Source organism: Marinococcus luteus (genome assembly GCF_034497705.1).
GTDB classification, from domain to species: Bacteria; Bacillota; Bacilli; order Bacillales; family Marinococcaceae; genus Marinococcus; species Marinococcus luteus_A.
Map to the genome: position 1 here is coordinate 98,490 of NZ_JAXRUV010000005.1, position 21,072 is coordinate 119,561.

The window sequence follows — 21,072 nt, forward strand, 5'->3', positions numbered from 1 at the left end:
ATTCATGTAATAAACAGTCCGCAGCGTATTTATGTCCGGAAAAGATACTGCATTTTTTCAAGCGACTTTTCGGCATATTCATTAACACAATCTATTCTGGACTTTTTTTCTTCGGAAAGAAATACATTTAATTCTGGTGCCAGGCATTCTACTGTAATCGTTGCGTCGTACCCTGTTTCTTTAATAGCCCCGACGATCGCCTCCCAGGGAAGTATTCCGTACCCGAGGCCCTGCCGATTATTATCTGCCACATGTATATGGCTGAGGGCTGGGCCAAGATGATGAAAAGGGGCCTCCATGCTGCTTTCTTCAATGTTCATATGAAATGTATCGAGCATCGTCGTCACAAATGGATGCCCAATTTCTTCTACGAGCACAAGCGCCTGCCCTCCGGTATTAATAATACAGCTTTCGTAACGATTTAACGGCTCAATTACCAGAGCAACGTTTCTTTCTTCTGCATAGGGAGCTATTTCCTGAAGTGATAAAACTGCTGCTTTCCATTCTTCTTTGCCGTTTCCTTCCGGCTCTGATTTGCCCGGGGCACATGGGGATAGCACCATATATTCTGCTCCGGCCCGGTATGCACGGCTAATTTGTTCTTTAAAATAATTTACAGCTTTTTTTCGCATCAAAGGGTCAATCTGCGATAAATCTGTTTCTCTCCGCGGCCAGGCTGCATCCGCGCACAGCCCCCGGATGCGGAGTCCAAGGGTTTCCGCCAGTCGGGTTAATTCCTCCCAGTTATAATCTTTTGCATGAATCTCAATTTCATCGTATCCGATGGAAGCTGCTTCGCGCATCGTCTGCTCAATCGGCTGGTCTCCAAAAATCCAGCTGCATATCGAAAATTTCATCTCATTCTCCCCTTCACTATTATGCTGACTTTCTAATACATTTCTTGCCCAGCTACCCAGTAAGCATGATTTTGATCAAATATAAAACAAAAAACCAGCGGTTCGTCACCGCTGGTCCTTCTTAAACGTCCTCTGAGAAAACATGTCCGCCGATTTCATAATCAACTGTTTTTGTTTCCCAGAGCCAGTTGTCTTTCGGCACTTCTTCACTCCAGAAAAACAAGGAATCCCCTACCGGTTCCGATCCATCCAAAGCCTCTTCCGTTGCTTCTTCTGCGCGTTCAGAAGGGGGTTCTTCTATACTTCCGTTAGACACTACCTGGAACTGGTTTTCTTCGTATATGACACTTTCGACATCGTCTGGAAAGGTTTCAGATTCAATGCGGTTCAAAATAACACTTGCTACGGCCACCATGCCTTCAAAAGATTCATCTTTGGCTTCTGCATGAACAGCCCGTTCAAGCAATTCTTCATTTTCCACCTCAGGCACTTCACTCGAGGCGACTCTTTCTTTTTCCGGTTCCTGTCCTGTCTCTTCTTCTGCAGCACGTTGCTTTTCTTCTGCTTCCTGCTCGGCTGTCTGGCTTCGTTCATGCACATTGTAGACTAAGAAGCCTAACACAGCAGCAAAAACAGCTAGCGCTCCCATTACGGTGTAAATAGAATACTGCCTGGACATCGTAATCACCCTTTATCAGTGAGGCAAGATTATTGTTCCTATGCTAGCGGTAAATGACAGGTATGTCATCATTTTACCACTTTGCTTCAGGGAATAATAATTTCCACTGACGGCGTATTCGGCTGTTTTTTGCTGTAATACGTGAAGAAAAGTTATAGGCACCGAAACAGGCATTGTAATTCCACCATAAAGGCACAAACGCCATCCTGCATCCTCTTTAGGAGGAAGATTCCTCCCGTTTTTCCGATTTCGCACGTTCATTGCGAATACGCTGACGGTAGCCGTAGGTCGCTTTGAGCACCGTTTCTTCACTTTCAAGCCCTGCCCCAAGAGCTCCTCCAAGCGTAGCTACCGTGCAGGCAAGCCAGGATATTTTCAGGTAAGTCGCAAATGTCACGGCCCCCTGTAAATTCAATGCCAGCTGTGAGCCTGGGATAAACAGCAGAGAAACAACTAAAAACATAACAAATAGAATAATATAATAATGAATAATGGCAATTCCGATGGTAAAAGCTGTAGCTTTATTGTAGGAACGGACTAAAAATTTAGATTCTGCTTTTGCCTCTTTTTCCCACAACCCATGGGCAGCAATAAACCATACAGTCATAGCCACCATTGCCGTAAACATAACAGCAAGAAAGCGCCAGAAGCCATAGGTGTCACTCAGCATCCAGAAACTAGGAAAGATTAGTCCATAAGCTCCGGTAGCAAAGGCTAAGGCAATTACTCGCTTAAATGCTGGAAAAATCGTCCACGGCCGGTTTGCCAGCACCATGCCGGAAAGCAGCCTCGTGCGTCCTCTCATATTCAGGTTAGCATAGAAGCGGACATGCTGACTTTCTTCTTTATTAGAATATACCGTCCGTTTAATCGGGGAAAAGCGCTCATACAACCGGCTCCCCATCAATTCCCTCGAGCCTCTGCCCCGGACCTGATGTGAATATTCGTCTTCATGATCTTCAAGCTGCTCCTGGTTTTCTGCAATACGTTCATTCTGCCGTTCCCGGTCTTCTTCCAGACTACCATGGTGCATTTCATTTACAAGCTGCATCATTGCCTCCCGCACACGCTTTCTCATTGGCATTGCTCCAAGGGACGGCAAGGAAATGAGGCCGATTTCCCGGTCTGAACTGGCATCAGCTATCACCAGTTTTTTGCCATCTACAATTGGAAGGTCCGTAAAGCAGAGAGCATAATCCCATTCATGCTTTTGCTTATGCTTTTGTGCTTCCTCAATCACCGGCTCTGATTTTTCTACTACCCCGGCAAAAGGGTCGAGAATCACTTCCACTTCCCAGCTTCTCCGGTCATCTACATAGTTTTTGAGCAAATCGGGCAGCTCTTCTGCCATCTCATCGCAAATTTCCTTTGGCAGCTCTGGAGCAGCTATCAGTCCGAGTGTATAGCTCTCCAGCGAATGTTTGTTTTTCTTCGAAGCCATCGATACTCCTCCTTTCTCTGCACTGTCTTAAAAATAAGGCCAGGGATACAGTACCATACTTCTGCCCTTCTCCATATGCACATACTTTTCTATTATGCACATGTTATAGATAAAAGAAAATGAGGAATAATTCTTTTAGGTTCATTATTAATACAAGGAGGTGAACCGAAGCCAAGTGCTTCGGCTGCTATGAAGCTGACAGAAACCATGCACGTACTCGAGCTTTCCGTGCCCAAGGGAAAAGATACCATGGTATTACACTTAACCCTCATGAATAACGATGGCCGTCTTATTCTCTTTGACACAGGTACGCCTGGGTACGAGGAAGAAATATACGAATTGATACGAAAAGAAAATTTGAATCCCGACCACCTTGATACTATCGTCTTAACCCATCAGGACATTGATCACATCGGGAGTCTCCCGGAAATTCTTCACGACCATCCCAAATCGCGTATCCTCATGCACTCTGAAGACAAACTTTACGTGGATGGAGAAGAACCATTAATTAAACTTAGTAGTAATGCCAAAGCAAACCTGATCGACACCCTTCCGGAAGAAAAGCGGGACAGGGTTGGCTATATGTTCGATAAAACTGAGCCCTCGCTTATCAATGAAACCGTGGAAGAGGGAAATAAACTTCTGACAGAGTTGACCGTGGTGCATACGCCCGGTCATACTCCCGGCCATATCAGCCTCTATCATGAAAACAGCCATACGCTTATTGCCGGCGATGCTTTGACTGCTGAAGATGGCGAACTTTTCGGCCCCCGCGCAGAAGTCACACCCGACATGGAACAAGCTCACCGTTCCCTCGAAAAGCTGCTCGACTTTGATATAACTACCGCAGTTTGTTATCACGGAGGCATAGTACACGGTGACATTAACCAAAAAATCCGGGAGATTTTATCCTGAACGAAAAAAAGCACCTCCGCAGCTGGCGGAGGTGCTTTCCTTTGTGCTTTGATTAAGAGTTTTCGATATCCTCGCGAATCCGCTGCCGGCGCTCTTCTTCCTCCCGAAGTCTCGTTTCCTTGTAATCCTTTCGTACAGATTTCAGTAAGGAAATGGCAGAGATGAACAGGACGATAGAGAATGGCAGGGCCCCGATAAGAGAAACTGTCTGCAGTCCGTCAAGACCGGCACTGATAATCAGTACAGTAGCTAAACTGGCGATCAGAGCGCCCCAGATCACTTTTAAAAGCATTGACGGGTTTGTGTCTCCGTTGGAGGTCATCATGCCAAGTACAAATGTTGCAGAGTCGGCTGATGTTATCAGGAATGTAAATAACAGACAAATTGAAAGCACTGACAGCAAGGTCCCAAACGGTATATTATCCAACATGGCGAACATGGCCCGTGTCGTATCATCCGCAACAATTCCTGCTATATCTGTGCCATGGAATAAATCCAGGTTAATTGCAGTACCACCGAAAATACCAATCCAGATCATACCGATAAACGGCGGAGCCACCATAACGCCAAGGACGAATTCCCGAAGCGTACGCCCTTTGGAAATACGGGCTACGAACATGCCTACAAATGGGGACCAGGCAATTGTCCAGGCCCAGTAATAAATCGGCCAATCCTGCACCCAGGTGCCATCTGTATAGTTTTCCATACGCAGACTTGCCTGGAAAAAGTTTTGCACGTAATCGCCAAGACCCATCGTTATCGTTTCAAGGATAAAACCGGTAGGTCCGATAAACACTACCGCTATCATTAAAAACAATGCCAGACCGAGGTTTACGTTACTCAAATATTTAATCCCGCGGTCCAGACCCGAGATCGTTGAAGCCATAAAAGCTACGAACATGACAGCTACAATTGTAAACTGAGTGGTCGAGCTCGCAGGAACATTAAACACGCTGTTGAGGCCCCCACTAATCTGCAGGACACTCAGGCCAAGCGTGGTAGCAACCCCCATCACTGTAGCGATAACAGCGATGATATCCACGCCGTTGCGGAAGCCTTTGCGAAGCGGACGAGTGCCGTCCCCGATAACACCATTCATCGTGTCACTGATAAGGCTCCGCTCTTCCTGGCGGTATAGGAAGTAGGAAATCGCAAGTCCTACGAATGTAAATGATGCCCACTGGTGAATACCGTTGTTGAAAAACGTGTTCCACATTGCTTCTCTTGCCGCTTCCGGTGTTCCCGGCTCTACATCCGTCCAGGGCGGCGGGGTCTGGAAGTGGGTCATTGGTTCTGCCACGCCCCAGAAAACGATACTTACACCAAATCCACAGCTGAACAGCATTGCGATCCAGGTGAAAAAAGGGTATTTCGGGCGGGCATCGTCGCCTCCGAGCCTGACACGCCCGTACTTGCTGAACGCCATATAAAAATTAAATAAGATCAAGAACAGTACAAACAATAAATAGAACCAGCCAAATGTATCAGCGATAAAGCCGTATGTAAATTCGGCCTGAGTCTGCAATGCCTGTGGTGCTATTGCACCCCACAATGCAAACACAAAAATGATGATAAACGAAATGAAAAAGATACTGTTGAGAAATTTAAATTTTTTCTCTTTTTCACTCATAATGCCTTCCCCCTCTCAGTAATTGCGGAAACGAATTAACGAAACTTTAACATATAAGGCCTTCCAACAACAGTTAGTTCCAAAAAACTCTTAGAAATAGTATTAGGATCAAAGAACTAATGTTTAGCAGCCTTTGGTTTGATTTACCCGAATTGTCTTGCAAATAATACACAAATTCAATGATTTAAGGAATTTCCCAAGTAATTTTCTTTATTTTCATGACTATTTCACTAATTATTCATTTATTAGCGTCGTAAATGTCAAAAATATCATGTACAATGAATATAGAATAAAGTTCATCAAAGAACTGCTTAAAACGATTTGCATTTGTCCTATTCCTCTTTCCAGCTTTAGGTTTCAGGCAGGGTACCCCTGTTAATTCACTATATTAGGAGGATGTTCTATGCACACAATGAACGTTGTATTAGTTGCTGTTGACGGATCCGAACAGGCTGAATATGCTTTTGAGACTGCTCTCCCTATTGCTAAAGCACAGGAGGCCCAGCTTATAATTGCCAGGGTAATTAATAAAAATGCCTATCAGCCAATGAGCAGTTATGCGCCTTCTATCATTGAAAAAGTACAGGAAGATGCCAATGAACTGCTGGCAAAATATAAAAAGCAGGCAGAAGAAGCGGGAATTACAGATGTAAACGTAGAACTGTTATACGGTTCTCCCAAAACGAAAATCATCCGTGATATCGTCCCAAAATATCATGTAGACTTGATAATAACCGGTGCGACCGGATTAAACGCCGTCGAAAAAATATTTATGGGCAGCGTATCTGAACACATTGCAAAAACGGCACCGTGCAGTGTGATGGTAGTCCGTTCTTAAAAGTTAAAAGCTCTAAAAAGCAGCCGGCAAAAATTGCCGCTGCTTTTTTTAAAATTTATGTTTATTCCTTATATGAGCGGGAACAGTTTAAGTGTTCCCACTTATTTGAGGGACAAAAAAATATATGCATGGTGGAAATGTTTGGACAATAGCGCCTAAAACATAAGCCAGAAAAGACCTGTCTCTTTTCTGGCTTTTTTGCGTTCAAAAGCCGATTTACTCCTCTCCCGGGCTTATTGTTCTTTTGTTTTCGCTATGCATTATTTTTATCTTTTGTTCTACATGCAACCAGGCATGCAGCCGGTGCACAAAAAGAACCATTATTTTTTCCACACCCACGTTAAAGCGGGATTCTACAGCCCGCAATCATTCTTTATTTTAAAAAATTTTTAGGAGGACTCGAAAATGGCAATCGATAAGTACCCATCCAGACAGGGCGATCATAAGGAAATCATGGACCGGAAGGACCCTGTTGTTCACGGCGGTTCGGATTTTGACGGCCCGCTGCAGAAGGAAGAACTGGACTTTTACGACGAGAACGGCTACCTCATGCTCCAGAAGCTGTTTACCGATGAGGAAGTCGAGATGATGAAGCGCGAGCTCCGGGAAACGATGAAGCGCAACGAGGAGCGTGACGCGCCCGATGTGATCAAGGAGCCGAACAGCAACGAAGTCCGCTCCGTGTTTGAAATCCACAAGGACAGCGGGTTCTTTGAAATGCTCGCCAAAAACGAGCGCATTGTCAAAGCCGCCCAGCAGATCCTCGGCAGCCAGGTGTATATGATGCAGTCCCGGATAAACTTTAAGCCAGGCTTTAAAGGTAAGGAGTTCTACTGGCATTCGGATTTTGAAACCTGGCACATGGAGGACGGCATGCCGGACATGCGTGCGCTCAGCTGCTCGATCATCCTGACGGACAACTACGAGTTCAACGGCCCGCTCATGCTGATCCCGGGCTCGCAGAAATGGTACGTCTCCTGCCCGGGCACGACGCCGGAGGACAACTTCAAGCAGTCGCTCAAAAAGCAGGAGACCGGCGTGCCCGACAACGAAAGCATGGAATGGCTCACGGAGCAGGCCGGCGGCCAGATTGACCGCGCGACCGGCCCGGCGGGCTCGGTGCTCTTCTTTGACTGCAACACGATGCACGGCTCGGCCGGCAACATTTCGCCGTACCCGCGCAGCAACGTCTTCTTCGTGTTCAACTCGGTGGAAAACAAGCTCGTCGATCCGTTCAGCGGCCAGGAGCCGCGTCCGGAATTTCTGGCCAACCGCCAGGACACTTCCGCAATTGAACCAACTTCGGCATCCCTTACAGAAAGCACAAAATCTTTTAAGTAATCCTCAAACCCTTCCCGGGCCGCAAATGCGGCCCGTTTTTTTTGTTTCTTTGCCGTCTTTACAGTACAAAAAAACCGATCCAGTCATTTTCGCTGATGGATCGGCTTCGCTTTATTCCTTTTCTTGTTTTCTGCGATCTACCAGTTTCTTTTCCAGTAAATCTTTTTCTACAAAATCATCAATCATTTCATAAAATTTACCTTTATCATTCACCGAGCCTGAAAGCTGCTCCAAATGGTTCATAAACGTGATTTGGTCATAATCCTGCGGAAGTTTCCCGGAATAATTGCGGGCAATGCTTTTACCGTAATGCCAGCAGCAATTTTTGTCCTTTGTTTCCAGGGCTTTTGATAAAATGACCAACGCTTCAAGGAGCGTCAAAGTTACGCCGGGCTTTTCTTCTGCATAAGAAGCAATGTAGGTAAAAGCGGAATATACGTAATAAGAAAACTGTTCGTCTTTCATAATCAACCGTAGCGTATCGTTATCATCGGTTAAATATGAAGTAAAACGGGTCACCTTTGAAATGGAAAATATAAGATCCGTTAACTGATAGATAGCATCCTGTGCTGTCATTGGTTCGTCGTTTCCAAGCGCTTTAATCGCAATTTCGGTCAATTTCCGGATCCCAAATTCGATGTCCTGTACTTCTGTTTTACTTTTTCCGAGATACATCAGGTTACGGTACTTTTTTTCATTTACAGGCAGATCCGGCTCTTCACTTGTCTTCCAATAAGAAAAAATGGGAATGCCTTCAAGCACAAAATCCCCAATCCGGCGATCCAGTCGTACTACAATGCCGTCTTTGGCTGCTTCTTTCACGATTTTGCCAAAATCTATAACCTGGATAAAGCCGGTCGTTTCACTTGCGACAACATTGGGCTCTCCTTTTGTTTCCGGCTCGCGTACCTCACTTTTATTTTTAGCGCGGTGTGCTTCGAGATCATAAAGCAGCGTATTGAGAATCCGCTGCTGCGATTCCTCTTTCATGTTCGTCGTAATGCTTGGCACCTGCATCCATTTCGTTGCATGGTTGATAAACATAATGAAGTTTATTACCGAAACGGCTGTAGCTAATACACCGAGTACGGGGAACACTGTATACTGCTCCATCGAGGAATTCAAAAAGAAAAATCCAATCAGCAGGAAAAAGAAACATAAATTAAAGATACCGATAGAATGCTGGGTTCTTCGGTCCGAGATAAAATTAAACAAAACCCGTGGTGTAAACTGGCCGGAAAAGCTCGTCAAAACGACGAGAATGGAGTTAAACGTAAAAGCGTTTAACGTGAGTACGCCCGAGAGCAGCGTACTGTACATTGTCTGGGTTAATGAATACCCTGTTGATAAGATTGGCGCCATGGCGAATGCAGGCTCAAGCCCGAATTCCACGTAATAGGCCCCAATGGCTAAAAGTACGGCCAGAATGATATAAATGGCCGGGAGCACCCAAAGACTCGACCGTAGTTCGTACCATCGCTGTCTTGAGGACATACTTTTAATCTGCCGTAATTTTTTAGGCATTAGCTGCTGTAAATAATATTTCAATTCGTTCACCTTTTCTATTGCTTTAATCTGCTGGCAGCGTCATCCATGGTGGGAAATTCCCATACATGGAGCCTTCCCCCGCACAAGCGGGAGGAAGGCTCTGAAGCAGTTATGCTGCTTTAGTTATTAGCGTTTATTTTTTTACTGCTTCTTTGGTCGATATGACCTTCACGTCACACTTTGCTTTTTTCTGAATGGCTTTAGCTGTGTTACCGAGAAAAAGCCGGTCTACTTTGGACGATCCAGTCTCGCCGATAACGATCATGTCGATATTATATTTTTCACAAAGATTTTCCATTTCCTTTTTTGGAATTCCTACCTCAAGAACGGTTTCCACGTCTTTGACCCCGTTCTCCTCTGCCATTTCTTTATACGCCTTCAAGCGTGATTGCGCCTGATTTTTCAATCTGCCAAAACCATGTGGGTCCATACGTTCCAGGGAGGCGTAGCCGTTTTTATCCATTACAAACGCGATGATCAGCGTAGCGTTATTTTCCTCTGCCAATTCCTTTGCTTTATAAAATGCGTCATTGGACGCGCCTTCGAGAGCTTCTACTCCTACGAGTATACGATTAATTTGTGCCAATTTCATCTTTCCTTTCTTGTTTTAAATTTTTAAATTGCCTATTTCAGCTTTCTGTTTAAACTTTCGTAAAAATCGCCTATATCTGCTCTGTTTTTCGTCGTTTGAATCTAATGTTCGCCTAAAAAAATATAAAAAGCCAGAAAAAGAACGATTATCCTTTTTCTGGCTTATGTTCTGGCTTTTATATCCATCCATTTCCGCCGCATATGAAATTGTCGCCCTGCCACACCCGGACGTTTTTGTTTTTATGGCGTTACTGGGAAAATACCCGTACAATATACTTGTTAAACGTTCACAGATTCGTGTGTTTGAAATTCCTTCAAAGGACAGATGCTCTATCCATTACTTATTTTTCGACAAATACTGCCCGCCCTGTCGTGCAGCCGTGCGTATTTTTCAATTTTTTGATCTGTACCGCCGCTGCCAGTGGGTTCCCATTCAGGAAGCCCGGCTTCTTCCCGGGGACTACCCTTATCTATCCTCAAGAAATGCGGCCCACGAGCTGCATATGTGCACAGATCAGGGAGTGGTGCTTCATGGTTTTTATGCCTTACGCCGGCTGCTCCTTGCTATTCCGCTCAGCTTTCTCCCGGCTGTTCTTCTCTACCTCCCGTACGCTGAGCGTATCGGAGTGCCACTGTACAGCCTGATTTCCAAAAGCCGTCTAAAGCATATTTCTTTTAAGAATAGTTAGCAGCCTGCACATACAGAAAAAGCCCATCCCTCCGGATACAACCTGGAGGGATGGGCCTGCTTTTATTACCGGTTCACCGTCTTCATTCCTTCTTCTGGATACCGCATGCCTGCGGCAGCGCCTTTAGGAGCAATGTCATCAATTGCTTTCATATCGGAATCCGTAAGCGTAACCTGCAGACTGTTAATATTTTCTTCCAGGTACGTGCGCCGTTTTGTCCCCGGAATTGGCACTACCCCCTGTTCCCTCAACCAGGCAAGGGCCAGCTGGGAGGCTGTGCATTCTTTTTCCTCAGCTAATTCCTTCATTTTATCCACGAGTTCAAGATTTTTATTGAAATTTTCTCCCTGAAACCTTGGAGAAAAGCGGCGGAAATCATCCTCTTCCAGATCCTCAAACTGCTTGATCTGTCCGGTTAAAAACCCGCGCCCCAGCGGGCTGTAAGCCACAAAGGAAACTCCCAGGTCCTTGCAAAGCGGCAGAATTTCATCCTCCACGTCCCGGCTCCACAACGAATATTCTGTCTGCAGAGCTGTAATCGGATGCGTATCATGGGCTTTGCGAATCGTTTCCGGTGCTGCTTCTGACAACCCGAGGTACCGGACTTTTCCGGCGTCTACGAGTTCCTTCATTGCACCTACGGTTTCTTCAATAGGTACATCAGGGTCCACCCTGTGTTGATAATACAAATCAATAGTATCAATACCGAGACGCTTCAGGCTGGCATCGCATGCCTGCTTAACGTATTCCGGGCGACCGTTTACTTCACCTGTCAGCTCGCCTTTATCACTGTAGACATTCCCGAATTTTGTGGCAAGCACTACCTCTTCCCGCCGGTTTTGAATCGCTTCTCCAACCAGGCGTTCATTTGTTATGGGGCCGTACATATCAGCTGTATCGAGAAAGTTAATGCCGTGGTCAAGCGCCGTGTGTATCGTTTTCTTCGACTCTTCATCGTTTAATTTGCCATAAAAAGCGGACATTCCCATACATCCTAGACCGATAGGAGACACATGCAGGTCACTGTTGCCAAGCTGTCTTTTTTCCATTACAGGTATTCATCCCTTCTGGATTGTTGACTCTGCTATTTCAAACAGGTGTCTTTCTGTTCACGCTTCTGTTCCATTTTAAACATTTTCAGCAAACTATTATTTCTTTAAGTCGATCCGTTCCATAAGATTATCTACCCGGCGCTCCACATTTTCATCCGGAAGCAGTGGCGGTGCATGGTGTGGCTTGATGCGGGCATCGATGATCAGACTGTCGCATCCCCAGTGCTTGTTTTCATAAAAGCTGTTCACGCCATGAATATCATGAGAAGGATTGCTGCGCGTAAAAACAGCCCACAGGAAATTTCGCATCGTATCACTGACAAAGCTACTGTCATCGCAGATGATAATCATCGGAGTTTCTTTAACATCCCATTTCTGGTCGAGGCTCGAAGCGAAAACAGCTATTTCTTCAGCTGCCTTTTTGTAATTGTCAAATTCCGGTGCCTCCACCGCAATTATGCCCGGCATGACAATCTTAGGCGAATGCATCGGACTGTCAGCCGGGAAGCCGTCCGGCACTCGTTGGCAAAGATCCCGCTTCACATCCCCATAAGCCGCGATAACTACCTTGCTTCCCTCATTCAGCCCTTCTCCGCTGTAATCAAGCGTATCGATCGTCGTTTTAGTCTGAAAATGAAGGTCGCGGTGCAGATTAATCCGCTCAAGCATGTATGTGAAAAAATCCTCCTCCTGATGCGTATCAAGCTCTCTTTCCTGTTCCGCTGTAATAAATAAATATTTGGCTAGGCTCAACTGACCTGTGCCAAGAATACGATTGGCAATTGTCAGCAGTTCCGCCGGCTGTTTGACGCTTTGAAACGGTGTATACCGTTCACTGCCAATTGCCAGCAGCAGCGGATGCACCCCTGCAGCGTCTACTGCGTGAACTTCTTTAACCCCGGTAATTTCCTGTTTGATCGCTTCCCCTGTCATTTCATGGATCACTGCACCAAACGACGTGTCCTCCTGCGGCGGGCGGCCGACGACCGTAAACGGCAGGATAGCTTTATCTTTGGCATATACCTTATGCACTTTCATGACCGGGAAGTCATGCGTCAGGCTGTAATAGCCCAGATGGTCACCAAACGGCCCTTCCGGCTTCGTGTCTTCCGGATAAATATCGCCGGTAATAACAAAATCGGCGTCATGGTTAATGCAGTAGCCGTCTTCATAGCTGTACTGAAAACGACGCCCGGACAGCATGCCGGCAAACATCATTTCACTCAGCCCTTCCGGAAGAGGCATCACTGCTGAAATAGTGTGAGCGGGAGGGCCGCCGAGAAAAATACTGACCTTCAAAGGCTCTCCCCTGGCTACGGCCTTCGCCTGATGCACACCAATACCACGCTGAATCTGATAATGCAGTCCTACCTCTTCATCGGGGATAAAGTCATTTCCGCTAAGCTGTACCCGGTACATGCCGAGGTTGGCATTCATCGGTCCCAATTTTTCCGGGTCTTCTGTATATACCTGTGGCAGGGTAAGAAACGCGCCGCCATCCCGCGGCCAGTGCTGAATCATCGGCAGGTCGCTGATGCTCACTTCCCGAAAGTCTTCCGCAACGCCTTTCTTCTTCTTCGGAAGCGCTTTTACTGCCGTCAGGCCGCTCGTCATGTTACGGAGCGGATGCTTCAGCGCCTGCACAGGATCATTTCTCATCGTAATAACATTTTGCACCTGCTTCCAGTTTTTTCTAAAAATGAATTTGCTGCGTTCAACCGTGCCAAATAAATTAGAAACAGCCTGGAACTGGCTTCCTTTTACATTTTCAAATAAAACGGCCGGCCCTTCCTGCTCATAGAACCTTAAATGAATGGAAGCCATCTCCAGGTAGGGATCGACTTCTTCTTTGATTCTTACTAAATGGCCGTGCTTTTCAAGATCTTCTACGCATTCGTTGAGGTTTTGATACATATGCAGCCCTTCATCCTTCCGAATTGTATTTCACTTTCTATACTTATTTTAGTACATTTTCACTTGAGGCTGTGTTTATTTACCTTATGGCTTCCGTTTTCTTCACGCCGGCGCAGGCTTTGCCCGCTCCTTTTGCGGCAGGGACAAATAAACGACCATGCCAAGTATCAGACACGCGCCCACGCTCTGATAGAAACCAAACGGCACGTGCAGCCACCATACCGAAGCCAGAATAGCGGCTAGAGGCTCCAGGCATCCTAAAATACTTGTTTCCTGCGGCTTTAAATATTTCAGGCTTTCCAGGTAAAACCAAAAAGCAATCATAGTGCCGAAAATAACGACAAAAATCACGCTCCCGGCCATGCTCCATGTCCAGCTCTCCCATGCGGTGTCCCACGGGGCATGCATAAAACTTACAGCTGCTCCCCCGACAGTCATCGCCCACCCGATTACATTCATAGAGCCCCACGCTGCCAATAGAGGACCTGCGTACAGGGTATAAAAAGCAAGCGCCACGCCGGAAAGAATACCCCAGACTACTGCTTCCGGCGGCACAGATAATTCGGCCAGCTGTCCATCTGTCAGCAGCAGGAACGTGCCGGCAAGTCCCATCAGCACAGCGCCCGAGTCCCGTGTATTCCAATATGTATGCCGGACGGTAAGCAGGTAAGCAAGAATGAACACCGGAGCCAAATATTGCAGCAGCGTGGCCACAGCTGCGTTTCCGCTTTCAATGGAAGCCATGTATGTATACTGAACGGCGAGCATCCCGAATAAACCAAATATAAGCACTGCCCCTGCGCTCTTCTTCTGCTTCCAGACCCCGGTTACTTTTTCTTTATTTCCAAGCATTAAAGAAATAGTTAACAGGAGGATGCCCGAGAGAAGCAGCCTGACAGCCACCAGCCACTCCACAGGCAGGCGGTAGGTTTCAAAAATATACTGCGATACTGTTCCTCCAATACCCCAGAGGGAGGCTCCGCTTATTACCAGCAAAAAGCCTGCCGTGCGTCGTTTTTGTACAGTCTGCATCATCGGTGTCCTTTCTATTGCCAGTTTCAGCTGCATCTACTTCTATTATACGCAAAAAGCGCTGCCTGGTTAAACTGTTGCCTTAAGGTTTTCTGCCTGTCTGGATACCAAAGCGCCGCCCCTTTTCAGGAGCGGCGCTGCATGAACTTTTTATTTCGTGATCATTCCTTTAGCAACGGATACTAGGTTTTGCGGGCGTTCTGCCAGCCTTCTCATGAAATATCCGTACCATTCTTTGCCAAAGGGCACATACACCCTGACATTGTAGCCTTCCTGCACAAGCTGCAGCTGCAGCTCTGTTCTAAAGCCATACAGCATTTGAAATTCAAACGTGTCGTAAGCTATGCCCTGGTCTTGCACAAACAGCTTAACCGCGTTAATAATACGGTGGTCATGCGTGCCGATAGCCGTAAAGCCTTCCTGCAGCAAATGTTTTTGAATCATCAGAAAATAATTGGCGTCAACTTCATGCTTGTCTTTGAATGCAACCTCTTCCTTTTCCTGATAAGCCCCTTTGACAATCCGAAGAGGCACCTCAGCAAGACTGTCGAGATCCTCAAGCCCCCGCCGTAAATAACCCTGTAGGACCGTGCCTACATTATCATATTCCTCTCTGAGCGCTTTCAGTACATTCAGCGTCTTTTCATAACGGGAATAGTCTTCCATGTCGATGTTTACGAAATTTTGTTTTTCTTTGGCCGCCTGCAGAATTTCCTTCATATTCTCTGTACAATAGTCCATATCTATATCAAGACCAAGCTTCGTCAGCTTTACTGTCAGCTCTGACTGTACGTTTTTCGCATAAACGCTCTCAATAATCTCGATGGTTTTCTGCTTAGCCTCTTCCACCTCTGATTTTTCCGTTATAAATTCCCCAAGATGGTCAATAGTCGCCCTGAGGCCCTGTTCGTTCATCGATTGAATGGTTGTTAATGCTTCATCAATATCCTCCCCAGCCACTACTTTTGAAGCCCCGAGGTGAATGCCCCACTTTTTGGCGCCCTTTGTCAGCGTCTTATTTTGGGAAAGAAATATAAAAAACGACCGTGAAATTGTCATAGGTGCACCCTCCTGATCTTTTCAGTACTGCCCTACACTGTTGCAAAATACGTGCCAACATGGCTGCACCGGCATCCGCAGGGGTTTCCGTAAAAAGAAAGAGCCTGTTCGTCAAAACCGCAAGAAATTTTGCGCTTTATGCAAAAAATTATAAATGAAATTTACTCATCCGGTACTGCAGACTCTGCCGGCTGATGCCAAGCTCTTTGGCTGCCTGCATTACGTTGCCGCCGCTTTGGTTCAGCGCCTCTTTAATTAAAGTAAATTCCATTTCAAGCAGACGTTCCTTTAAACTGCCTTCGCGGCTGCTTATCCCGGCCGGCCCGCTTTTCTCCACCTCACCTGCTTCCAGAAGGTCGGTTCGTTTGCGGAAATGATCCGGCAGGTGGCTTTCTTCAATCATTTCTTCATCAAGCATTAAATTCATCGCTCCTTCGATGACGTGTTCAAGCTCACGGATGTTCCCCGGCCAGTGATAGGACTCCAGCCTCGCTTTTACAGCAGGGGAGACACGATTCACGTCCATTTGAAAAACCCGGTTGTACTTTTCCAGAAAGGTTTCCACGAGCGGCTCGATATCTGTTTTTCTTTCCCGCAGCGAAGGGACATACAGCGTAACCACACCAATACGGTAAAAAAGGTCCTCACGAAGCTCGTTGTTTTGAATAGCCTCTGCCGGCTCTTTGTTCATCGTGGCGATAATGCGGACATTGATGGACTGCTCTTTGTGCGACCCTAAACGGGTCACCTTTTTTTCCTGCAGGACACGCAGAAGTTTTGCCTGCAGCGCCACCGGAAGCGAATTAATTTCATCGAGCAGAAGCGTCCCGCCCTCTGCTTTTTCAAACAGCCCGGCCCGTTCGGACGCCCCTGTAAAAGCTCCTTTTACCGTCCCAAATAAAATGCCCTCAATCAGCGTTTCCGGAAGCGCAGCGCAGTTCTGTGATACAAACGGCTGTCCGGCCCGCTCGCTTTCACTGTGAATGCTCTGGGCAAACAATTCCTTCCCTGTGCCCGTTTCTCCTACAATTAACACCGATGATGACGTTCTCATTGCCCGCTTCGCGTTCTGCACCACCCCTGTGATTTCAGCCGAATGCCCGATAATCTGGTCAAATGTGAAAAGCCCGCTGTCGGTTTTTTTCTGGTTTTCCCGGACCAGCTTTTCCATGCGGGTAACGTCTTTTGCGATCTCGGCTGCTGCGACAATTCGCCCGCCCGAATAAATCGGGAAAATCTCGTTGATGGTCGTAATATTTTTCCCGCGACTCGTCGTATAATGCTGTTTTTTTTCTCTCGTTTCCACTCCCTGCTTAATAGCCTGGAGCAGTCTGCTGTCACGTTCATGCTCGAAAAGGAAAACGTCCATCATACCTTTATTATTAAAATCTTCGTATGTCATGGACTCAATCTCACGCATTTTGTCATTATAAATAATCAGGTTTTCATCTGCATCAATAACTCGGATCCCCTGATCCATTTTTACCATTAAATGGTCAAACACATCGTTCAGCTCAGGATAGGATAACGAATTCGTACCTTGATATACCATGAACCCACCCTCTTTATAATTTATTCTTGCTCTGATTTTATCATGAAGTACGAAGTCTACGTACGCAAAATCCCAAAACTTAGGAGTGCAAAATTTTGCACCTTTGACTCCTTAATTTTTCTCTTTGCGCTTCTATCCAGCGAAGTATTCAATTATAATGGATGTCTCCGCCGGTTTTGTTAAGGCCTGTTGAAGTTAAGAATATTGGCACTATTCTTGCAACATATAAAAGTACATTCAAGGGGAGGTGTACTGAATGGAAGGAATAACACTATTTACCTGGCTGCTCATATTAATACCCATGCCGATTACTGTGGTTTTAGCAGCAATCAGTTATGTTAAATCAAAAAAGGAGACCACCTAAATGGATATTTCTGTACCAACAATTGTGACATTTATCGTTTACCTTGTTGTAATGCTTAGCATTGGTTTTTTATTCTACAAGCTGACCAATAACCTTTCGGATTACGTTTTAGGCGGACGAAAATTAAACGGACCCGTAGCTGCGCTCAGTGCCGGCGCGTCTGACATGAGCAGCTGGCTTCTGCTCGGCCTGCCCGGAGCCATGTATCTGGGCGGAATGAGTGAAATATGGCTGCCGATCGGACTTACCATTGGAGCTTATTTGAACTGGCAGTTTCAGGCGAGAAGACTGCGCAGGTATACAATCATCGCCAACGATTCAATTACGATACCCGACTTTCTTGAAAACCGATTCCACGATAAAACAAAAGCACTGCGCATTGTTTCGGCATTATTTATACTTATTTTCTTTACTTTTTATACCTCTTCCGGGCTGGTCGGAGGCGCTACCCTGTTTGTCAGTTCCTTCGGTCTTTCCTATCAGGCAGCTCTCTGGATCGGCGGTGCTGTTATTATTACCTATACGTTCCTCGGTGGGTTTATGGCCGTCAGCTGGACTGACTTTATCCAGGGCATTCTAATGTTTCTCGCTCTTGTTGTTGTGCCAATTGCTGCTGTCATAGAAATCGGCGGATGGGATAGTTCTGTTCAGACCGTCTCTTCGATTAACCCGGATGCATTAAGCGCATTTACAAACGTGAGCGTCATTTCTGTAGTTTCCCTGCTGGCCTGGGGGCTGGGCTACTTCGGCCAGCCGCATATCATTACGAGGTTTATGGCGATACGTTCCGAAAAAGAAATTCCGATGGCTCGGTTTGTAGGTATGAGCTGGATGGTTATTTCTCTTCTCGGTGCTATTTTTACAGGATTTATCGGTATTGCTTACTTCTCAGGCGATACTCAGCTGGCCGAGGGAAACCACGAAACTGTCTTTATTCTATTCACCCAGGTACTCTTTAACCCGTGGGTGTCCGGTATTCTTCTCGCAGCGATTCTTGCTGCGATTATGAGCACGGTGGACTCTCAGCTGCTTGTATCCTCAAGTGCCCTTGCGGAAGACTTTTATAAAGGGATGCTCCGTCCCAAAGCTTCTGACCGCGAGCTCGTCTGGGTCGGCCGGATTGGCGTTATCGTCATCGCCCTCTTCGCCCTGCTGCTCGCCTATAACCCGGGAAGCACGGTCCTTGATCTCGTGAGCTATGCGTGGGCCGGGTTCGGCGCGGTGTTCGGGCCTGCAATGCTTTTCTCCTTATTCTGGCGCCGGACGAGCAAGTGGGGAGTTCTCGCCGGGATGATCGCCGGTGGCACAACCGTCATTATCTGGGTTCAGCTTTCCGGTGGGTTGTTCGATCTCTACGAAATTGTGCCAGGCTTCTTGATTAACGTCTTAATCATTATTGCCGTTAGCCTGCTCGGACCGAAGCCTTCAGACAAAATTAAAACTGAATTTGACTCTGTCGGCACGTACACCGAGAGAAACTGAGCAAAAAATACCCGCTTCCTGATATAAACAGGAGCGGGTATTTTGTATATTTACTGCTGTTTTTCGGTAAATGCCTGTTCCTGAAGCGCTGCCGCTTTATCCGTGCGTTCCCAGGGCAGATCAACGTCATGACGGCCAAAGTGGCCGTAAGCGGCTGTCTGCCTGTAAATCGGCCGGCGGAGATCAAGCATTTTGATGATGCCGGCCGGCCGGAGGTCAAAGTTTTCATTGGCAAGCTTTACAAGCACCTCTTCTGATACTTTTCCCGTACCAAACGTGGCGATCGATATGGAAACCGGCTGAGCTACTCCGATCGCGTACGCAAGCTGAACCTCGCATTTATCTGCAAGTCCTGCTGCAATAATATTTTTAGCTACATACCGGGCTGCATACGAGGCGGAGCGGTCGACCTTTGTCGGGTCTTTACCGGAAAACGCACCGCCGCCGTGACGGGCATAGCCTCCGTACGTATCAACAATGATTTTTCGTCCGGTAAGCCCGGCGTCTCCCTGCGGTCCACCAATGACAAAGCGGCCGGTCGGGTTTATGAAGTAGTTGGTTTTAGCGTCGAGAAGCTCTGCCGGCACTACCGGCTCGATAACGTATTTGTGCATATCCTCTTCAATTTGTGCAAGCGTTACGTCATCCGAATGCTGGGTGGAAATAACGATCGTTTCCACCCGGAGTGGCTTCCCGTCGTCTCCGTATTCCACGGTAACCTGCGTTTTTCCATCTGGACGCAGATATGAAAGATTGCCGTCTTTCCGGACTTTTGTTAACTGGCTTGCCAGCTTGTGCGCAAGCGAAATCGGCAAAGGCATGAGTTCATCGGTTTCGTTATCTGCATACCCAAACATCAAGCCCTGATCTCCCGCTCCGATCGATTCCAGTTCATCCTCGGTCATCGATCCTTCTCGGGTTTCAAGCGCCTCATCAACGCCCTGGGCAATGTCGGCCGACTGTTCATCTATAGACGTCAAAACCGAGCACGTTTCGTAATCGAAGCCGTATTTTGCCCGTGTATAACCGATGTCTTTCAAAGTTTCTCTGGCAATTTTAGGAATATCCACGTATGTAGATGTCGATATTTCTCCTGCCACTAATACGAGACCAGTATTTACTACTGTTTCTGCTGCCACCCGGGCATTCGGATCATCCTTTAAAATTGCATCCAAAATCGCGTCGGAAATCTGATCACACACCTTGTCCGGATGCCCTTCTGTAACAGATTCCGACGTAAATAAACGTCGTCCAATTGTAGACACGCTGCTGCCTCCTTTTTAACTGCCTGCTACGGTTGTACTCTCCCATTCTTAGGGTAGACGAAAAGAAAACGGCAGTAGGCCGTTGTGTACAAGAAAAGCCCCTTCTCCCAAAAAATTGAGGGAAAAGGGGCTGTCAGTTCAGCTTTTTCGCCTCTTATCTTTCAAGGCATCTGTCTGCCTCTCCAGGTTAGCACCTTTCCGTTACCGGATGGTTGCTGGGCTTCTCAGGGACTGTCCCTCCACCTGCTCAGGATAAGAGTATCCGTTCGTACAAAATCTTAACGCAAACCCTATTTGATGTCAAACTTAGTGCCCTCCCCGCTGGCATGTTTTGTCATCGCAAAGGAAATGAAACCACTGATACCGATTTACCGAAACAGTGTGATACAGTTTGCGCCCAAGCGTTTCTACTCCCGGCAGTAAAAATACTGCCTTCAGCGGCTTCAAAGCCGGAATAGTATAACATAATTTTTTTACCGTATAATAACCAGCGTATACGTACGTATTATCCTCTACACTGTGCATCTGTTCTTCAAGCGGCTCTCCCTTGAGCATCGGGTACTTTTCGAATAAATCCTCATCATATATAGGCTTCCAATTCACCCTGTTCGTCTTATCTATCGCTGAGAGATAAGTATGAAACCTAGTGCATAACGGACAATCACTATCATAGAATACAATAAATTCCGATTGTTGCTCCATAGTTGTTCCCCTTTCATTGCTTTCCTACATCTTTTCCCTCTTAGAGCTAAAAATATTCATGAACTTTTTTAACGAATAAGTATGTACTATTAAACTAAATGTGTTACACTATTTTATATTC

18 protein-coding genes and 1 riboswitch are annotated in these 21,072 nt (G+C 46.5%); of the genes, 5 read left to right on the plus strand and 13 right to left on the minus strand.

Annotated features, from left to right (window positions below; all coding sequences use genetic code 11):
- Positions 1 to 29: 29 nt before the first annotated feature.
- The 3 genes from Q9M42_RS09650 to Q9M42_RS09660 form a co-directional block, all read right to left on the minus strand.
- Positions 30 to 857 carry a sugar phosphate isomerase/epimerase family protein gene (locus Q9M42_RS09650; protein WP_322526279.1) on the minus strand — a complete coding sequence of 276 codons (828 nt, stop codon included), beginning with the start codon at positions 855 to 857 and terminating at the stop codon, positions 30 to 32.
- A 121-nt stretch (positions 858 to 978) separates the two neighbouring features.
- Positions 979 to 1,536, minus strand: a complete 558-nt coding sequence (locus Q9M42_RS09655; RefSeq protein ID WP_322526280.1) for a cell wall hydrolase — start codon at positions 1,534 to 1,536, stop codon at positions 979 to 981.
- Positions 1,537 to 1,753: 217 nt separating this feature from the next.
- Entirely contained in the window at positions 1,754 to 2,977 is a 1,224-nt protein-coding gene (locus tag Q9M42_RS09660; RefSeq protein WP_322526281.1) for a hypothetical protein, read from the minus strand.
- A gap of 189 nt (positions 2,978 to 3,166) precedes the next feature.
- Here Q9M42_RS09660 and Q9M42_RS09665 point away from each other — a divergent pair, with 189 nt between their 5' ends.
- The gene (locus Q9M42_RS09665) at positions 3,167 to 3,892 is read left to right on the plus strand and encodes an MBL fold metallo-hydrolase (protein WP_322526282.1); all 726 of its coding nucleotides are present in this window, start codon (positions 3,167 to 3,169) and stop codon (positions 3,890 to 3,892) included.
- Positions 3,893 to 3,944: 52 nt separating this feature from the next.
- Here Q9M42_RS09665 and Q9M42_RS09670 read toward each other — a convergent pair whose 3' ends face one another.
- Positions 3,945 to 5,522: a BCCT family transporter gene (locus tag Q9M42_RS09670; RefSeq protein ID WP_322526283.1), complete on the minus strand. Its 1,578-nt coding sequence runs from the start codon at positions 5,520 to 5,522 to the stop codon at positions 3,945 to 3,947.
- 403 nt (positions 5,523 to 5,925) lie between these two features.
- On the opposite strand from Q9M42_RS09670, the gene Q9M42_RS09675 reads away from it, so the two are divergent.
- The gene (locus Q9M42_RS09675) at positions 5,926 to 6,360 is read left to right on the plus strand and encodes a universal stress protein (protein WP_322526284.1); all 435 of its coding nucleotides are present in this window, start codon (positions 5,926 to 5,928) and stop codon (positions 6,358 to 6,360) included.
- 405 nt (positions 6,361 to 6,765) lie between these two features.
- Entirely contained in the window at positions 6,766 to 7,701 is a 936-nt protein-coding gene (gene thpD / locus Q9M42_RS09680; protein WP_322526285.1) for an ectoine hydroxylase, read from the plus strand.
- Positions 7,702 to 7,812: 111 nt separating this feature from the next.
- Here the strand turns inward: thpD and Q9M42_RS09685 are convergent, their stop codons facing one another.
- Both Q9M42_RS09685 and Q9M42_RS09690 read right to left on the minus strand, forming a co-directional pair.
- Positions 7,813 to 9,225 carry a DUF2254 domain-containing protein gene (locus tag Q9M42_RS09685; RefSeq protein ID WP_322526286.1) on the minus strand — a complete coding sequence of 471 codons (1,413 nt, stop codon included), beginning with the start codon at positions 9,223 to 9,225 and terminating at the stop codon, positions 7,813 to 7,815.
- Between the two features lie 157 nt (positions 9,226 to 9,382).
- Complete coding sequence (locus Q9M42_RS09690) at positions 9,383 to 9,841, minus strand: universal stress protein (RefSeq protein ID WP_322526287.1); 459 nt, start codon at positions 9,839 to 9,841, stop codon at positions 9,383 to 9,385.
- A 163-nt stretch (positions 9,842 to 10,004) separates the two neighbouring features.
- On the opposite strand from Q9M42_RS09690, the gene Q9M42_RS09695 reads away from it, so the two are divergent.
- Complete coding sequence (locus Q9M42_RS09695; protein WP_322526288.1) at positions 10,005 to 10,529, plus strand: DCC1-like thiol-disulfide oxidoreductase family protein; 525 nt, start codon at positions 10,005 to 10,007, stop codon at positions 10,527 to 10,529.
- 65 nt (positions 10,530 to 10,594) lie between these two features.
- Here the strand turns inward: Q9M42_RS09695 and Q9M42_RS09700 are convergent, their stop codons facing one another.
- From Q9M42_RS09700 to Q9M42_RS09720, 5 genes are all read right to left on the minus strand, one after another.
- Positions 10,595 to 11,578: an aldo/keto reductase gene (locus tag Q9M42_RS09700; RefSeq protein ID WP_322526289.1), complete on the minus strand. Its 984-nt coding sequence runs from the start codon at positions 11,576 to 11,578 to the stop codon at positions 10,595 to 10,597.
- 99 nt (positions 11,579 to 11,677) lie between these two features.
- A complete protein-coding gene (locus Q9M42_RS09705) occupies positions 11,678 to 13,495 on the minus strand; it encodes a UbiD family decarboxylase (protein WP_322526290.1) in 1,818 nt (605 codons plus the stop codon).
- Between the two features lie 102 nt (positions 13,496 to 13,597).
- On the minus strand, positions 13,598 to 14,563 hold the full coding sequence (locus tag Q9M42_RS09710; RefSeq protein ID WP_322526291.1) for a DMT family transporter: 966 nt from the start codon (positions 14,561 to 14,563) through the stop codon (positions 13,598 to 13,600).
- A 114-nt stretch (positions 14,564 to 14,677) separates the two neighbouring features.
- Entirely contained in the window at positions 14,678 to 15,586 is a 909-nt protein-coding gene (locus Q9M42_RS09715; RefSeq protein ID WP_322526292.1) for a proline dehydrogenase family protein, read from the minus strand.
- Between the two features lie 148 nt (positions 15,587 to 15,734).
- Positions 15,735 to 17,138: a sigma-54 interaction domain-containing protein gene (locus Q9M42_RS09720; protein ID WP_322526293.1), complete on the minus strand. Its 1,404-nt coding sequence runs from the start codon at positions 17,136 to 17,138 to the stop codon at positions 15,735 to 15,737.
- Between the two features lie 364 nt (positions 17,139 to 17,502).
- Here Q9M42_RS09720 and putP point away from each other — a divergent pair, with 364 nt between their 5' ends.
- On the plus strand, positions 17,503 to 18,984 hold the full coding sequence (gene putP / locus Q9M42_RS09725; RefSeq protein ID WP_440972319.1) for a sodium/proline symporter PutP: 1,482 nt from the start codon (positions 17,503 to 17,505) through the stop codon (positions 18,982 to 18,984).
- Between the two features lie 50 nt (positions 18,985 to 19,034).
- Here putP and metK read toward each other — a convergent pair whose 3' ends face one another.
- Positions 19,035 to 20,249, minus strand: coding sequence for a methionine adenosyltransferase (gene metK, locus Q9M42_RS09730; protein WP_322526294.1), 1,215 nt, complete (start codon positions 20,247 to 20,249; stop codon positions 19,035 to 19,037).
- 151 nt (positions 20,250 to 20,400) lie between these two features.
- Positions 20,401 to 20,508: riboswitch (SAM riboswitch) on the minus strand.
- 47 nt (positions 20,509 to 20,555) lie between these two features.
- On the minus strand, positions 20,556 to 20,951 hold the full coding sequence (locus Q9M42_RS09735; protein WP_322526295.1) for a thiol-disulfide oxidoreductase DCC family protein: 396 nt from the start codon (positions 20,949 to 20,951) through the stop codon (positions 20,556 to 20,558).
- Between the last annotated feature and the right edge of the window lie 121 nt (positions 20,952 to 21,072).

Coding starts and splice junctions, on each gene's coding strand:
- Q9M42_RS09700 (WP_322526289.1), bottom strand. CDS start 11,578: ATGGAAAAAAGACAGCTTGGCAACAGTGACCTGCATGTGTCTCCTATC.
- Q9M42_RS09735 (WP_322526295.1), bottom strand. CDS start 20,951: ATGGAGCAACAATCGGAATTTATTGTATTCTATGATAGTGATTGTCCG.
- Q9M42_RS09675 (WP_322526284.1), top strand. CDS start 5,926: ATGCACACAATGAACGTTGTATTAGTTGCTGTTGACGGATCCGAACAG.
- Q9M42_RS09685 (WP_322526286.1), bottom strand. CDS start 9,225: ATGCCTAAAAAATTACGGCAGATTAAAAGTATGTCCTCAAGACAGCGA.
- Q9M42_RS09670 (WP_322526283.1), bottom strand. CDS start 5,522: ATGAGTGAAAAAGAGAAAAAATTTAAATTTCTCAACAGTATCTTTTTC.
- thpD (WP_322526285.1), top strand. CDS start 6,766: ATGGCAATCGATAAGTACCCATCCAGACAGGGCGATCATAAGGAAATC.
- Q9M42_RS09690 (WP_322526287.1), bottom strand. CDS start 9,841: ATGAAATTGGCACAAATTAATCGTATACTCGTAGGAGTAGAAGCTCTC.
- Q9M42_RS09665 (WP_322526282.1), top strand. CDS start 3,167: ATGAAGCTGACAGAAACCATGCACGTACTCGAGCTTTCCGTGCCCAAG.
- Q9M42_RS09660 (WP_322526281.1), bottom strand. CDS start 2,977: ATGGCTTCGAAGAAAAACAAACATTCGCTGGAGAGCTATACACTCGGA.
- Q9M42_RS09695 (WP_322526288.1), top strand. CDS start 10,005: ATGTTCTGGCTTTTATATCCATCCATTTCCGCCGCATATGAAATTGTC.
- Q9M42_RS09715 (WP_322526292.1), bottom strand. CDS start 15,586: ATGACAATTTCACGGTCGTTTTTTATATTTCTTTCCCAAAATAAGACG.
- Q9M42_RS09655 (WP_322526280.1), bottom strand. CDS start 1,536: ATGTCCAGGCAGTATTCTATTTACACCGTAATGGGAGCGCTAGCTGTT.
- Q9M42_RS09710 (WP_322526291.1), bottom strand. CDS start 14,563: ATGCAGCTGAAACTGGCAATAGAAAGGACACCGATGATGCAGACTGTA.
- Q9M42_RS09720 (WP_322526293.1), bottom strand. CDS start 17,138: ATGGTATATCAAGGTACGAATTCGTTATCCTATCCTGAGCTGAACGAT.
- Q9M42_RS09650 (WP_322526279.1), bottom strand. CDS start 857: ATGAAATTTTCGATATGCAGCTGGATTTTTGGAGACCAGCCGATTGAG.
- Q9M42_RS09705 (WP_322526290.1), bottom strand. CDS start 13,495: ATGTATCAAAACCTCAACGAATGCGTAGAAGATCTTGAAAAGCACGGC.
- putP (WP_440972319.1), top strand. CDS start 17,503: ATGGATATTTCTGTACCAACAATTGTGACATTTATCGTTTACCTTGTT.